At 41.4% G+C, this 15469-nt stretch carries 16 protein-coding genes; 7 read left to right on the top strand and 9 right to left on the bottom strand.

Annotated features, from left to right (window positions below):
• Nucleotides 1–24: 24 nt before the first annotated feature.
• From J0X13_RS14685 to rpsA, 5 genes are all read right to left on the bottom strand, one after another.
• Entirely contained in the window at nt 25–936 is a 912-nt protein-coding gene (locus J0X13_RS14685; protein ID WP_207072142.1) for a ribonuclease Z, read from the bottom strand.
• Nucleotides 933–1265: a ribonuclease Z gene (locus J0X13_RS14680; protein WP_207072141.1), complete on the bottom strand. Its 333-nt coding sequence runs from the start codon at nt 1263–1265 to the stop codon at nt 933–935. The genes J0X13_RS14685 and J0X13_RS14680 overlap by 4 nt, the downstream gene beginning before the upstream one ends.
• A gap of 2 nt (nt 1266–1267) precedes the next feature.
• Entirely contained in the window at nt 1268–2194 is a 927-nt protein-coding gene (locus J0X13_RS14675) for an aspartate carbamoyltransferase catalytic subunit (protein ID WP_207025652.1), read from the bottom strand.
• A 6-nt stretch (nt 2195–2200) separates the two neighbouring features.
• On the bottom strand, nt 2201–2737 hold the full coding sequence (gene pyrR / locus J0X13_RS14670; protein WP_207025651.1) for a bifunctional pyr operon transcriptional regulator/uracil phosphoribosyltransferase PyrR: 537 nt from the start codon (nt 2735–2737) through the stop codon (nt 2201–2203).
• Between the two features lie 115 nt (nt 2738–2852).
• Nucleotides 2853–4685: a 30S ribosomal protein S1 gene (gene rpsA / locus J0X13_RS14665; protein ID WP_207072140.1), complete on the bottom strand. Its 1833-nt coding sequence runs from the start codon at nt 4683–4685 to the stop codon at nt 2853–2855.
• 259 nt (nt 4686–4944) lie between these two features.
• Here rpsA and J0X13_RS14660 point away from each other — a divergent pair, with 259 nt between their 5' ends.
• The 3 genes from J0X13_RS14660 to J0X13_RS14650 all read left to right on the top strand — a co-directional run bounded on the left by J0X13_RS14660 (nt 4945) and on the right by J0X13_RS14650 (nt 6695).
• On the top strand, nt 4945–5325 hold the full coding sequence (locus tag J0X13_RS14660) for a LysM peptidoglycan-binding domain-containing protein (protein ID WP_207072139.1): 381 nt from the start codon (nt 4945–4947) through the stop codon (nt 5323–5325).
• Nucleotides 5326–5514: 189 nt separating this feature from the next.
• Entirely contained in the window at nt 5515–6303 is a 789-nt protein-coding gene (locus J0X13_RS14655; RefSeq protein ID WP_207072138.1) for a DUF6090 family protein, read from the top strand.
• Nucleotides 6304–6404: 101 nt separating this feature from the next.
• On the top strand, nt 6405–6695 hold the full coding sequence (locus J0X13_RS14650; protein WP_207072137.1) for a hypothetical protein: 291 nt from the start codon (nt 6405–6407) through the stop codon (nt 6693–6695).
• A gap of 59 nt (nt 6696–6754) precedes the next feature.
• On the opposite strand, the gene cmk is transcribed toward J0X13_RS14650, so the two are convergent.
• Together cmk and lon are read right to left on the bottom strand one after the other, a co-directional pair.
• Complete coding sequence (gene cmk, locus J0X13_RS14645) at nt 6755–7447, bottom strand: (d)CMP kinase (RefSeq protein WP_207072136.1); 693 nt, start codon at nt 7445–7447, stop codon at nt 6755–6757.
• 49 nt (nt 7448–7496) lie between these two features.
• A complete protein-coding gene (gene lon / locus J0X13_RS14640) occupies nt 7497–9947 on the bottom strand; it encodes an endopeptidase La (protein ID WP_207072135.1) in 2451 nt (816 codons plus the stop codon).
• Between the two features lie 217 nt (nt 9948–10164).
• Here lon and J0X13_RS14635 point away from each other — a divergent pair, with 217 nt between their 5' ends.
• From J0X13_RS14635 to J0X13_RS14620, 4 genes are read left to right on the top strand one after another with little or no spacing between them, the layout of a single operon-like run.
• On the top strand, nt 10165–10722 hold the full coding sequence (locus tag J0X13_RS14635) for an RNA polymerase sigma factor (RefSeq protein WP_207025643.1): 558 nt from the start codon (nt 10165–10167) through the stop codon (nt 10720–10722).
• 2 nt (nt 10723–10724) lie between these two features.
• On the top strand, nt 10725–11285 hold the full coding sequence (locus J0X13_RS14630) for a hypothetical protein (RefSeq protein ID WP_207072134.1): 561 nt from the start codon (nt 10725–10727) through the stop codon (nt 11283–11285).
• The gene (locus J0X13_RS14625; protein WP_207072205.1) at nt 11266–12363 is read left to right on the top strand and encodes a DUF4097 family beta strand repeat-containing protein; all 1098 of its coding nucleotides are present in this window, start codon (nt 11266–11268) and stop codon (nt 12361–12363) included. The genes J0X13_RS14630 and J0X13_RS14625 overlap by 20 nt, the downstream gene beginning before the upstream one ends.
• A gap of 32 nt (nt 12364–12395) precedes the next feature.
• Nucleotides 12396–13121 carry a head GIN domain-containing protein gene (locus J0X13_RS14620; RefSeq protein WP_207072133.1) on the top strand — a complete coding sequence of 242 codons (726 nt, stop codon included), beginning with the start codon at nt 12396–12398 and terminating at the stop codon, nt 13119–13121.
• Nucleotides 13122–13184: 63 nt separating this feature from the next.
• Here the strand turns inward: J0X13_RS14620 and J0X13_RS14615 are convergent, their stop codons facing one another.
• Both J0X13_RS14615 and J0X13_RS14610 read right to left on the bottom strand, forming a co-directional pair.
• On the bottom strand, nt 13185–14516 hold the full coding sequence (locus J0X13_RS14615; RefSeq protein ID WP_207072132.1) for an MFS transporter: 1332 nt from the start codon (nt 14514–14516) through the stop codon (nt 13185–13187).
• A 106-nt stretch (nt 14517–14622) separates the two neighbouring features.
• Entirely contained in the window at nt 14623–15432 is an 810-nt protein-coding gene (locus tag J0X13_RS14610; protein ID WP_207072131.1) for a M48 family metallopeptidase, read from the bottom strand.
• Nucleotides 15433–15469: the final 37 nt, after the last annotated feature.

Here is a 15469-nt window from a genome sequence, read left to right as displayed (position 1 = left end):
GGTTTGGAAAAGTTTTGTAAAATCCTAGCTGCCAAAATCAAACACTTTGCCATCATCGGCCAACTCCACAACGGGAAAAACTTGTTCTGCCTCCTTTTTAAATAGTTCGATGGATTTATAGCGTGTGGAATAATGCCCCAAGATCAAAAGGCTCGCATTGGCTTTTTTAGCGATTTGTGCCGCTTGTTTGGAGGTGGAGTGCTTTGTTTTTTCACATAGATGTTCCTCTGAATCCAAAAAAGTGGATTCGTGATACAGTACAGTAACATCCTTTATTGTAGGTAAGACAGCTTCATTATAAACCGTATCGCTACAAAAAGCATAGCTTTTGGGCTCAGGTGGATCAATGGTGAGTTTTTTATTGGGAATTGTTTTTCCTGATGTATCAACTCCATCCACTCCCTTTTTTATATTGTTGAATTGGCTCTTGTCCACACCATATTTTCGAGCAGCCGTGATGTCCAACGTTCGGGGAGCTTTCTTTTCTTTAAATAGATATCCGTTGGTATACACCCTATGGATCAAGGGAACCGTTCTAACGGTAACTTTTTCGTCTTCAAAAACGAGTTCCGATTCCTTGGATTTCAGCTCATGAAATATTAAGGGGTAATTGGTCCATGAATCACCTAATTTTAAAAATAAAGTAATGGCCTCTTTGATGCCCTTTGGACCATAAATATGCAGTTCCTTGTCCCTGCCCAATAACCTAAAGGTGGATATGAGCCCAGGCAAACCAAAAAAATGGTCCCCATGTAGATGTGATATAAAAATGTGGTTGATCCTGGAAAACTTGACCTTGTATTTTCTGAGCTGTACTTGGGTTCCCTCACCGCAATCAATCAAAAAAAGATGATTCTTTATCTCGAGTATCTGTGAAGTAGGATTGGTGAATGTTCGTGGTGTAGCCGCATAACAACCAAGTACAGTAAGTTTCATATATCCAGGTCACGTTCAATTTCTTCCATCTCGATAAGGTCCTTTGCCTCCTGCAAGGTGGGCACAACACTTATCTCTTCCGGAATTTCATCATAGCTTAGCTTATCGGTGACTAAAACAAAGGATTGCCCTCCTGCTTTATGCCTGTTGGATAGATCCAAAAACTCCAAGATGTCATTGATACCCAGTTTATCAAAAGAAAAAAGATTGACCACAATGTTATCGTGCTTGAGTTTTGGATACGCTTTATTGAGGTTTTCCAGAAAACCAGAAAGTGTGGTTTTTTCCTGGAAAACAATCGTTGTTGTTCCGTCTTTGTCGAAAATCATCTTTACTTAATTTTTGATGCCAATAGATAGAGTACGGCCATACGTACGGCTACTCCATTTTCTACCTGATGTAAAATAATGGACTGATCGGAATCGGCCACATCACTGGTAATTTCCACCCCTCGGTTTATAGGGCCAGGGTGCATGATTACAATTTGTTTGTCCAAACTGTTCAAAAGTTCTTTGTTGACCCCAAATTGCTGAGTGTACTCCCTTGTGGACGGGAAATAGCTGATATCCATCCGTTCGTTCTGTACGCGGAGCATATTGGCCACGTCACACCACTCCAAGGCTTTTCTTAAATTGGTCTCCACCCCCACTCCCAACGACTCAATATGCTTGGGAATAAGTGTTTTTGGTCCACAGACCTTTACATTGGCTCCTTGTAATTTCAAGGCGAAAATATTGGACAGTGCCACTCGGGAATGTAAAATATCCCCTACGATCACAACATTTTTTCCGCCCACATCACCTAATTTTTCACGAATGGAAAAGGAATCCAACAGCGCTTGCGTTGGGTGCTCATGGGCACCATCCCCTGCATTCACAATGGAGGCATTAACATGCTGGGACAAGAAAATTCCTGCTCCCGGATTGGGATGACGCATCACTACCATGTCCACTTTCATGGACAGGATATTGTTCACGGTATCTATCAAAGTCTCTCCCTTTTTAACGGAAGATTGCCCCGCCGAAAAGTTCACCACATCGGCAGAAAGTCGTTTTTCGGCCAGTTCAAAAGATAATTTTGTACGGGTGCTGTTCTCAAAAAAGATATTGGCAATGGTAATATCTCGAAGGGTAGGTACTTTTTTGATAGATCGGTTGATCACTTCCTTAAAATGATCGGCCGTTTCAAAAATGAGCGATATATCCTTTTTGTTCAGATACTTTATTCCCAACAAGTGATTTACACTTAACTCGCTCATTATCTTTTATTTGCTTACTAAATATACTTTGTCCTCTCCATCGTTCTCTTCCCACATTACCTTAACCTTTTCCTCGTTTATGGCATCCACTTGTCTACCGCGATACGTAGGCTGTATGGGCAAATGTCTACTAAAACGCCTATCGATCAATGTCAAGAGTTCTATATTGCTAGGTCTACCAAAGGATTGGATGGCCGTTAGCGCCGCCCTGATACTTCTTCCCGTGTATAGTACATCATCTATGAACACCACTTTTTTGTCTTCCACCAAAAAATTCATTTGTGTGGAATTGGCCTTCAGGATCTCCCCTCTTCCAAAATCGTCCCTAAAAAATGTGATGTCCAAGAAACCAAGATCAATATGCTTGATCTTGTATTCCTTTTTGAGAATCTTTACTAATCTTTCTGCCAAAAAAACGCCTCTGGGCTGAATACCAATCAATGCCGTATCCTTAAAATCCAAATGATTCTCCATTAGCTGACAGGCCAACCGGTGCAGTATGATGTTGATTTCCTTTGAAGTAAGCAGAACTTTTTGACTCATATGCTATGTGCGACCAACTCGGTTAAATACAAAAGTAAGCAATTCTTTAAAATGTTCGGGACATAAAAAAGCCCCAACTGTTTCCAGCGGGGCTTCGTATCATTGAAAAGTCCGATTACTTTTTCTTATCGGCTTCCATTTTGTCCTTCAATGCTTGCAACTGTGAGTTGGCATCTCCAAGGGTTGGAGCGGCTTCATCTTTAGATGCAGCTCTTTTCTTGGCGGCAGCCTTCACATTTCTATCTTCTTGCTCTCTAAAGATCGCAGTGTGGCTGGCCACAACTCTCTTGAAATCTTTGTTGAACTCGATGATCTTGAATTCGGCCTCTTCACCTTTAACAAGTTTTTTGCCGTCTTCTTTTTCCATGTGACGTTGTGGAACAAATCCAACGATGTCCTCGTTGAAATTGATAGTTGCTCCTTTATCAACCACCTCTGCAATGGCAGCTTTGTGAATTGTTCCTTCAGCAAACTCCTCGGAGTATTTGTCCCAAGGGTTTTCTGTGGTCTGTTTATGACCAAGGCTCAATTTGCGTCCTTCCACGTCCAATTCCAATACTTCCACCTCCAAGGTATCGCCTACGGCAACAAATTCGGATGGGTGCTTGATTTTCTTGGTCCAAGAAAGGTCTGAGATATAGATCAAACCGTCGATTCCCTCTTCCAACTCTACGAATACACCAAAGTTGGTAAAGTTTCTAACGATTCCTTTGTGTCTTGATCCAACAGGATATTTGGTGGTGATATCGGTCCATGGGTCTGGAGTCAATTGCTTGATACCCAACGACATTTTACGATCCTCTCTATCCAAGGTCAATACAACAGCTTCAACTTCGTCACCTACGTTCACAAAGTCCTGAGCAGACCTTAGGTGCGTAGACCATGACATTTCTGAAACGTGGATCAAACCTTCTACTCCTTCGGCAACTTCGATAAAGGCACCGTAATCAGCGATCACCACTACCTTACCTTTTACTTTGTCACCTACTTTGATCTCATCACCTAGGGCATCCCATGGGTGTTTCTCCAATTGCTTAAGACCCAACTGAATTCTGGACTTGTTATCATCAAAATCCAAGATAACAACGTTCAGTTTTTGGTCTAGCTCCACCACCTCGTTCGGGTGGTTGATTCGGCTCCAGGAAAGGTCGGTAATGTGTACCAATCCATCCACACCTCCAAGGTCGATAAATACCCCATAAGATGTAATGTTCTTGACCACACCTTCCAATACTTGGCCTTTTTCCAATTGGCCGATGATCTCTTTTTTCTGCTCTTCGATGTCCGCTTCGATCAAAGCTTTGTGGGATACCACTACGTTCTTGAACTCGTGGTTGATCTTCACTACTTTGAACTCCATGGTCTTACCTACATACTGATCGTAATCGCGGATAGGCTTCACATCGATTTGAGAACCTGGCAAGAAGGCTTCGATTCCGAATACGTCAACGATCATACCACCTTTGGTACGACATTTAACGAATCCAGTAACAATTTCTTCTTTGTCATGTGCATTGTTTACACGCTCCCACGCCTTGATGGTTCTTGCTTTTCTGTGAGACAATACCAACTGACCGGTTTTGTCTTCACGGATATCTATAAGTACCTCAACTTTATCTCCAACTTTTAGGTCGGGATTGTAGCGGAACTCATTCAAGGAAATTACACCTTCGGACTTGGCATTGATGTCAATGATGGCCTCACGGTCTGTCATGTGAACAACTTCTCCTTCCACTACTTCCTCATCGGCAGTGTCCACAAAGTTTTCCTCTACAAGTGTTTCGAATTCCTTAAGCTTGCTGTCGTCAACGCGCTCAATTCCTTCTTCATACTTTTCCCAGTCAAAATTTTCAAGAAATTCCTGAGGATCTTGTTTGGGCTCTGTTTCTTTTACTTCTGGTGCTGCGGCAGTTTCTTCTACCTCAACGTTTTGTTTTTCTTCAGCCATGCTTGCTGATTAAAATTTGTATTCCACGTTTTACAAGAGTTGAACAATTACCGCGGAAGTGGTTTTAAATTGATTTTCTAAATTCCCTTTTTCTCTTGCCTCCTTGCCAAAAGGGGTGCAAAAATACAATTAAAATATTGATATACAAAGCCTACAAGCCAGGTTTACGCAAAAAAAGTATTACCATTATTTAATGGCAAAATATTCGCGGATTGATTATCTTGAATGTTCTAATTATTAACTATAAAAAAGTACCCTTATGAATGTAAAAGCAAAGTATCAACCTGTACTCGACTTAGGTGAAAAGTTGGAAGTGAAAAACGGCGATGTAAATGTTGAGGGCGACATTTTGAAGATAAAGGGAATGACCAAGACCCAATATGAAAAGAACCTGTTATGGGACAAGATCAAAGAAATTGGCGGGGAGCACCCATCCGATATTAAAGCAAATATTACCGTGGAGGATGATTCCGTGTATCACAGACATACGGTAAAGAGCGGAGAATCGTTGAGCAAGATTGCTAAGCATTACTACGGCGACCCGATGAAATACACCAAAATTTTTGATGCGAACACCAATATTTTAAAAGACCCGAACGTGATCCATCCCGATCAGGTATTGGTAATTCCGAATTTGTAGTAGTTGACAGTTCGAGCACTGTCTGGAACAGTATTTCATTATAAACTAAAAAAGCGCCCTTTGGGCGTTTTTTGTTTATTAAGCTTAGAGTTAAAATTGTTAAATTCACTCCATACGACATTGAACTTGCAGTAAAATCCATTGATACGATGTTCATTCAATAGTCGTGCTATGACCAATCACAAACCAATGATAAAATTCTTTAGAAAAACTAGACGATTTTTACTTTCAGAGGGAAAAACCGGAAAGTACCTGAAATATGCAATTGGTGAAATTATTCTGGTTGTGATAGGGATTTTAATCGCCATACAGATCAATAATTGGAATGAAGTAAAAAAGAATTCCAAAAAGGAATTTTATCTGTTGGAACAAATGCAAAAAGAATTCAAAAAGGACAGTAGTACAATCGCCACACAAGCTTGGCTGACAAATTTGAAAGTACATGATGGCAAGATGATAAAGTTATTTTTACGAGGAAAAAACAATTTACGCTCAGATTCTTTAGTGAGCTTTTTGTTTTTTAACGGGAAAACCTTGTTGTTTCAAAGCCATACCCCCACTTATGATGAAATCATATCTTCGGGAAATTTGAGTTTAATAACCAGTGAAAATTTAAAAACCAAAATCTCCAACTATAAGAGTAATATCAGTTCCGCGAATTCATTTCTATTCATGGAAGCTCATGAACTCAAGAAGAAGTACAATGCACATCTCTACAAATATTTTGATGCTGAGATTATGACGTATTTATGGAAAAACCATAACAGAAGAGAAGATAGAATTATTACTCAAAAGGCTATGGAGGATTTTAAAATGGATATTGAGGGCTTTAAAAATGATTCGAGTTCCTTATATCATGTCAGTACTTTGATCGGAGCGGATGCTGAACTAAATTTTCAATATACCCAAAGAATAAATATACAGATCTATGAAATTTTGGAAGAACTTAGTAAGGAGTTGGGGAGATTCAATCAATGATTTTTTTTTTAATAGAAGTACAACATTGATCAATACTCGCTACTCTTCATTACTTGACCATAATTCATTGCCCCTGATTAACTATTTTTAAAACAAAACAAATGATTTGTGAACACCTACAGCCGATTGAAAAAATAATACAAGAAAAAAAGATAAAAGAAAAGTATCGTGGGCAAGCGTGGTCAAATAATTGTCGGGAGTGGGTGTATTACAACTGCTTTATAGATGCTGTTTCGCTCTCACAAAGACTTGATTTGGATGAATGCGTTGAAATCCATAAACATTTGGGAACCCATGACGGCAGCGAGTATGGGTTTTACTGTAATGAACATCATGACGGAATAATGGGATATCCACCTGAAATGATGAAGGATAAAATCATAGTAAAATAATTCACCGATACCCTTCAAAGCAATGCTTGGGTCATGCACAGGTGATAGGCCCATTAACCCTATTTCGCAATCACCCTTTTGGCAAACTCATGGATTCGTTCAAACTGCTCCTCCAAGCCCATGTCACTGTTATCAAACTCAATGGCATCTTTGGCCCTGGTAAGGGGTGAAATGGTTCGGGTGGAATCGATACGATCCCTTTCCTCCACATTTTTCAATACTTCGGGATAGGTAACTTCCTCGCCTTTCTCCAACAATTCCTTGTAGCGCCTGGCCGCTCGCTTATCGGGAGACGCCGTCATAAATAATTTTAGCTCCGCTTCTGGAAAAACAACGGTGCCAATATCACGGCCATCCATTACTATGCCTTTGTCCTTGCCCATTTCTTGTTGGATTTTCACCAACTTTTCCCTAACATCCTTGATAGCTGATACTTTGCTCACCTGTCTAGACACTTTCATCGAACGGATTTCCTTCTCTACGTTCACATCGTTTAGGAACATATCGGACTTCCCTGTTTCTTTATTGGGCACAAATTTGAGGTGCACCTCGGATAATTTATCAATCAATGTGGCTTCATCCACCTCTCCCCTTTCACTTATAATGCCTTGTTGCAGCGCAAAAAGGGTTACGGCGCGGTACATGGCACCTGTGTCCACATAAATATAGTTTAAGGTAGAGGCCAACCTTTTGGCGATCGTACTTTTTCCCGTAGAGGAATATCCATCAATTGCTATCGTTATTTTTCCCATATACCAAAAATAGGCAGAAAAGGTCTTATGCTGTTATGACCAAAGTCATTTAAAGTGTCTTTGCATTTTTCACTTTCTGTTTGGTAATGGCAATATCGATAACCTCGCTCATATCGGTAACATAGTGGAAAGTAAGCCCTTTCAGATATTCCGGTTTGATTTCCTCAATATCTTTTTTGTTGTCCGCACAAAGAATAATCTCTTTGATTCGAGCTCTTTTCGCCGCCAAGATTTTTTCCTTGATTCCACCTACCGGTAACACTTTACCACGAAGGGTGATCTCACCAGTCATGGCCAAGCTCTTTTTCACTTTGCGCTGCGTAAAAAGGGACACCAATGAGGTCAACATGGTAATACCTGCACTTGGACCATCTTTTGGCGTAGCTCCTTCCGGAACGTGAATATGCACATTGTACTTGTCAAATACGCTGGAATCAATACCATATTCATGGGCATTGGATTTGATGTATTCCATGGCAATGGTGGCGGACTCCTTCATTACTTTTCCAAGGTTACCCGTAATGTTCATAGTCCCTTTTCCTTGAGAAAGAATGGATTCAATGAACAAAATATCGCCTCCTACGCTGGTCCACGCCAAGCCTGTGACAACGCCTGCCACATCATTGTTTTCGTACTTGTCGCGTTCCAATCGGGCAGGGCCCAAAATTTCCTCAATATTCTCGTTGGTCAAGGTAACGTTGTACTCTTCTTCCATCGCAATGGACTTTGCAGCGTAACGCACTACCTTGGCTATCTGTTTTTCCAAGCTTCGCACCCCGGATTCTCGGGTATAACCCTCGACGATTTTTTCCAATTGGCGCTTACCGATTTTCAAATCTTTTTTGGACAACCCATGCTCCTCCAACTGCTTGGGCAACAAGTGACGCTTGGCAATCTCCACCTTTTCCTCGATGGTATAGCCGGTCACGTTGATAATTTCCATACGGTCGCGCAAAGCTGGCTGTATGGTGGACAGGTTGTTCGCCGTTGCGATGAACATGACTTTGGATAGATCATAGCCCATTTCCAAGAAGTTATCGTGGAAATCGCTGTTTTGCTCGGGGTCCAACACCTCCAACATGGCCGAAGATGGATCCCCTTGGTGGCTACTGGCCAACTTATCAATCTCGTCCAAAATGAATACGGGGTTGGAAGTTCCTGCTTTCTTCAAGCTCTGGATAATCCTACCCGGCATGGCTCCGATATATGTTTTTCGGTGTCCGCGGATTTCCGCTTCATCACGAAGACCACCCAAGGACATGCGCACATATTCCCTGCCCAAGGCCTCTGCCACAGATTTTCCCAAAGAGGTTTTACCCACACCAGGAGGACCGTACAAACAAAGGATCGGCGACTTCATATCGTTTCGCAATTTCAGAACTGCCAAATATTCAATAATTCGACGCTTTACATCTTCCAGACCGTAATGATCTCTGTCCAAGATCTTTTGGGCCCTTTTCAAATCAAACTTGTCTTTGGAATACTCGTTCCATGGCAAATCCAACAACAGGTCCAAATAGTTCCGTTGGATGGAATACTCTGCCACCTGTGGGTTCATGCGCTGCATTTTGGAGAGTTCCTTCTCAAAATGCTCTTGCACTTTTTTTCCCCACTTTTTCTTTTTGGCCTTTTCGGCCATTTCGTCCACCTCTTCCTCATAAGACAACCCCCCAAGTTCCTCTTGGATGGTCTTCATTTGTTGGTGAAGGAAGTATTCACGTTGCTGTTGGTCCATATCGCTACGGACCTTGCTTTGTATATCGTTGCGCAGTTCCAACTTTTGGAGTTCCATGTTCATGTACTTCAAGGTGGCCAAAGCCCTTTCCTGAAGATTTGGCATTTCCAAAAGTTGCTGTTTTTCCTTTACGGCAAGATTCAAGTTGGATGACACAAAATTGATCAAGAACGAATTGCTCTGAATATTCTTGATGGCAAAAGTAGCCTCGCTCGGAATATTCGGATTGTCCTTGATAATCTTGAAGGCCAATTCCTTGATAGAATCTATAATAGCCTCAAATTCGCTGCTTTTTTCATCGGGACGTTCTTCCTTGGCCTCACTAACTTTCGCGGTCATATAAGGCTTCTCTGTAAGAACGGCGTCTATTTTAAACCTTTTCTTTCCCTGAATGATCACGGTAGTGTTTCCATCGGGCATTTGAAGCACCCTTAAAATACGTGCAACGGTTCCCATGGTATTGATATCCTCAGGACCTGGGTTTTCGACACTTTCATCTTTTTGGGACACTACACCAATGGTCTTGGAACCATTATTGGCGTCCTTGATCAAGTTGATGGATTTATCCCTCCCAGCGGTAATAGGAATAACAACCCCAGGGAACAAAACCGTATTCCTAAGTGGCAGTACCGGTAAAGTTTCCGGCAAACTCTCCCTGTTCATCTGTTCTTCGTCCTCCGGGGTCAACAACGGAATCAATTCCGCATCTTCATCAAGCCCCTGAAGATCTATATTGTCAAATTTGGTAATTTTCATCTCTCCCATATCATCTTTTCGGTCATTTTGTCAGAATAGACGATCGACCAACATTTTAATTCAACATTCGAGTCTTCGCAAACCCCTCAAAATCAATGTTTATAGCGAATCGAAGACTTATTATCACCCAATAATTGGCAATTCCTGTGCCATTAAAAATCAAATTTTAAGAAAAAAGTGTAACAAATGGTAAATTGTATAATCTATAAGACAAACCATTCATTTTTTGAGCCAACAAAATGAACATATTGACACACTGCTCAAATTGTGCATGCAGGGGCAACAAAGTGCGCAGCTAGAGGTTTACAACCGCTATTACAAAGCAATGTACAACACTGCTTTTAGGATTGTAAAACACACTGCCGAAGCCGAGGATGTGATGCAGGAATCGTTCCTGAGCGCATTTACCAAACTGCACACCTTTAAAGGAGACGTCACTTTTGGGGCATGGTTGAAGCGGATCGTGATCAATAACAGTATTTATCATTACAAAAAGCAGCAGAAAAAACGTGCTGCCGATTTGGATGATGTAATGTACAAGGTCGAAGATAATGATGGAGTTGCTTCGGATCAAAATGGTTACACAGAACTGAAGGCTCAAAAAGTGATGGAAACCATGAAAAGTTTGAAAGACAATTACAGAGTTTCTTTGACCTTACATTTAATTGAAGGGTACGATTACGAAGAAATAAGTGAAATAATGAACATTAGCTATGCTAATTGTAGAACCATGATTTCGAGGGCCAAACAGAGCCTTAGAAAAAAGTTGACCGTAAATGTTTAGTTATGAGCAAGGATAGTTTAGATAGTTTGTTTGAAAGACTCCAAGGGGAGTTCGATGTAGCCGAGCCACAAAGCGGACACCAAGAACGGTTTTTGGAAAAACTGAACCAAAACCAGGGCACCATCGCCCTAAACAAAAAAAATACATCTTGGTGGAAAACTTTGTCCATTGCCGCATCTATAGCCCTGGTTGCCATTTTGGGATACCAAGCTTTCGGACCTCAACCGAACATTAAACAACAGGTGGTGAAAATTGCCCCGGAAGTTTCCGAAACGGAGTTCTACTTTGCAAATCTTATAGAGCAGCAAGTAGAAGTGCTCAAAGAAGAAAAAACACCGGAAACCGCCCAATTGGTGGATGACACCTTGGCACAACTACAACGGTTGGACAAAGATTACCAATCCCTTGAGCAAGATTTGGTAGACGGTGGTGACAGCAAGATCATATTGAGCGCGATGATCACAAATTTCCAAACACGAATCGACCTTTTGAAAGAAGTTTTGAGCCAAATAGAAAATATTAAGAATTTAAAAACACAAAATGATGAAAGCTTTACAATTTAAACACATCTTTTTCGCCTTGGCTTTGATTCCCCTTGTCGCGAGTGCCCATATGGACAACGATAAGCTGAATGGCAGGTATACCAAGGAAAAAACCATTAAAAAGGAATACAATGTTAATTCCGATGCTTTATTAAAGGTTGACAATAGCTACGGTAACCTCAACATAACTTCTTGGAACGAAAACCGGGTTGTAATCGAGGTGCATATAAAAACCAACGGCAACGATGAAGACCGTGTAAAAGAACGATTGGACGAAATCAATGTGGATTTTGAGAACAGTGCCAGCATGGTATCGGCCAAAACCGATTTTGGAAACCGCAGCAATAGCTGGGGATGGAGCTGGGGAAAACGCAAAAAAGTCAGCGTACAGGTGAATTATACGATTAAATTGCCCGTAAAAAACAGTGTTAACCTAAGCAACGACTACGGAAGCATTATCTTGGACCGTATTGATGGCCATGCCAAAATTAGCTGCGATTACGGTAAATTGGAAATAGGCGAACTTCGTGGACGCAATAACGAACTCAGGTTCGACTATACCTCTCGATCCACTTTTGATTATGTAAACAGTGCTGAAATTGTAGCGGACTACTCTGGTTTCACCATTGAAAAAGCGGGCAACCTAAACATTAGGGCCGACTACACCAATGCCACCATAGAAGAAATGGAAAACCTTCAATATTCCAGTGACTACGGTTCCATTGATGTGAAAAATGTAAAAAATGTAGACGGTAAAGGCGACTATATCGGTGTAAAATTGGGCAATGTCCATGGCAATGTATCCCTTACGAGCGACTACGGTTCTATAAGAATTGACCGCATGGCAGCCGATGCCGGTAATTTGGAAATACGTTCAGATTACACAGGAATAAAAATTGGTTATGATACCGGTTATCATTTTGATTTTGAAATCTCAACAGAATATGCCGGAGTAAGTGGCAAGGACGATTTTGAAATTAATATCAGCGAAGAAAAATCCAATGAAAAATATTATAGTGGTTATTACGGACAAGCAAATTCCGGAAACAGGGTGAACATTACCAGTGACTACGGTGGCATATCATTTTATCAGAATTAACATCAAATCAAAAACAATTTAAACACAGAATCATGAAAAAATTTATCACGCTTACGCTGGCATTGGGAATGTTGGCCTGTACCAATGCCCAATGGGGAAAAAGAATTAAGGGCAATGGAGATGTAGTTACCATTGAACGTTCGGTGAGCGACTATGACGAGATTGCCATGGCAGGATGGTTCGATGTGGAACTGGTATCGGGTACCGAAGGGGAAATTACCTTAACAGGAGAATCCAACTTGTTGGAATATATTATAACCGAGGTGAAAAACGGAAAATTGGTCATTAAAAAGGAAAAAGGCGTCAATTTGAAGTCTTCCAACTGGAAAAACGGTATTCGTGTAACAGTACCTGTGGAATCAGTGCATTCGGTAAGCCTTTCAGGATCTGGTGACTTGGTCGGAAAAACAACCATTAAAGCTGACCACTTCAGCACCGCAATGTCGGGATCCGGCGATGTTACGCTAATGGTAGACGCCGATGAGTTGAACGCTACATTATCGGGTTCAGGCGACATCAACCTATCCGGTAGGGCAACCGACTTTACCGTTACGGTTTCCGGTTCTGGAGATATTAAAGCTTACGATTTAGAAGCTGACTTTGTAAAGGCAACCGTTTCGGGCTCTGCCGACATCAAGGTTACCGCCAACCAATCCCTTGAAGCGAGGGTATCCGGTTCTGGTGATATCCATTACCGTGGAAATCCTAAAAAAATAAACTCCAAAACCTCTGGTTCTGGAGACATAACCAAAGGATAATTTAGAGTTTATCATCAATCAAAGACTGAAAAAGCCCTGATATTCTCAGGGCTTTTTTATGTGTTATTTTGATGTTTGCACCTTATTTACACGGAGCAATAAAAATATTCCCATCAAAAAAAACAGTCCTAAAAAGATGGTACTGTTACGCATGCTACCCGTGAGCTGGGAAACAATTCCATACATAAAAGTGCCGATAATGATCCCTATTTTTTCTGCCACGTCATAAAAACTGAAAAACGATGTGGTATCCGTTGTCTCCGGCAAAAACTTAGAATATGTGGAGCGTGATAAGGCTTGAATTCCTCCCATCACAATACCGACCAGTCCGGCCGCAAGATAAAAGTCCATTGGGGTTTGAAGAAAATAGGCATACACACAGAGACATGCCCAAATTACGTTGATCACCACCAAGGTTCTGATATTTCCAAAAGCTTTGGAAGCCCATGCGGTGACCGTTGCCCCCAAAATAGCAACAATTTGTATCAACAAAATACTTACAATCAACCCAGTGGTTCGCTCCGTATCGGAGCCCCATGCTATTTCTTCCTCTCCAAAATAGGTGGCGATCAGCATAATGGTCTGCACTGCCATGCTATAGGTGAAAAAGGCGCCTAAATACCGTTTCAGTTTTCTATTCTCGCCAAGTTGGTGCCAGACCAGTTTTAATTCCTTAAAGCCATTCAGGATAATATGGTCCCGTTTTCCTTCACGTTTGTACCCTTTGGGCAAATGCTTAAAGGTATATTGACTGAATAGTGCCCACCATATACCTACAGTAATAAAAGAATATTTCATGGCCTTTAATTCTGCGATTTCCCCACCATTGTCGGTAATGCCAAAAACATCTGGTTTCATTACCATGGCTAAATTGAAAACCAATAAAATCACGCTACCTATATAACCGAGAGAAAAACCTTTGGCACTAATACGGTCTTGTTGTTCTGGATAGGCAATATCCGGCAAGTAGGAGTTATTGATGGCAAAACTCACCCAAAAGCCCACAAGGCCAAAGAAATAGCATGCGAGGCCAAAATAAATATGTTCCAACGAGAACCAATATAATCCAATACAGGAAGCTGCACCCAAATAGCAAAAGAATTTGAGGAACACTTTTTTGTTGCCCAAATAATCCGCCACGCCAGAAACAAGTGGGGTTACAATGGCGATAAAAACAAAGGCCAAAGAAGTAACATAGCTGATCAAGGGTGCCCTAGCTATTTCACCGCCAAAAATTGTGATCTGCTCAATTCCAGCAGTTCGGAACAACAAGCCATAAAAAAGGGGAAATATGGCAGATGAAATCACTAAGCTATACACAGAATTGGCCCAATCGTAAAATGCCCAGGCGTTCAACAGTTTCTTGCTTCCTTTTAATGCCAGTGTTTGAGCCATGCTATTTATTAAGAAAAAATGTCACTTCGCATGCCATGGAAAAACCCTTTCGCATTCATAGGATTTCTCATTTGGCTCAAAGTGACATTCTTACGTTGTTGTTCTTTTATTTAAACGATGTTACCCCAAATTTTCGTGCCTCTTGTTTTGCGGCTGGGGCCCATGCGGTCAAGTTACTGATTCTTGTATCGTTGGACGGGTGTGTACTCAAAAATTCTGGTGGTGCCTGCCCTCCAGACTTAGCTTTCATTCGTTGCCAAAGTTTAGCTGCTTCATCAGGGTTATATCCGGCAATCGCCATAATCTGAAGTCCAATTCTATCTGCTTCGGTTTCATGGTTTCGACTAAAGGGCAACATTACCCCAACTGTTGAACCAACACCATAAGCTTGGTTAAACAAGCCCCTTGTCTTGTCATCTTTAATAGCTACATTTCCCGCTACGGCCCCAATCTGTTGCAAGGTCCCTGCACTCATACGCTGGGCACCATGATCGGCCAATGCGTGTGCTACCTCGTGCCCCATTACAACGGCTATGCCCGCCTCGTTTTGTGCTATCGGCAAAATACCTGTATAAAAAACGATCTTACCGCCTGGCATACACCATGCATTTACCGCCTCATCCTCGACCAAATTATATTCCCACTGATAATCTTTCAAGTATCCTGGGTATCCATTGGCATCCAACCAACGTTCTGCAGCTGTAGCTATCCGCTGCCCCACCCTTGTGATAGTTTGTGCATCGGAAGTCCCGGTAATCACCTTGTTTTCTTTCAAAAACTGATCGTATTGGGAAAACGCCATTGGAAACATCTGACTGTTATCATAAAAGTTCAACGTACTTTTGCCTGTAAACGGATTGGTTTTGCAGGCCATTACAGCCATAAACACCAACAAAGTAAGACTCAGCTTTTTCATATGGTAAATCGTGTTTTTGTCCTATGAAAATTACAAA

This window comes from [Muricauda] lutisoli (nom. illeg.) (assembly GCF_017313105.1).
GTDB lineage: Bacteria > Bacteroidota > Bacteroidia > Flavobacteriales > Flavobacteriaceae > Flagellimonas > Flagellimonas lutisoli.
Note: the sequence above shows the minus strand (reverse complement) of the source record. Positions and strands in the feature narration are given on the sequence as shown.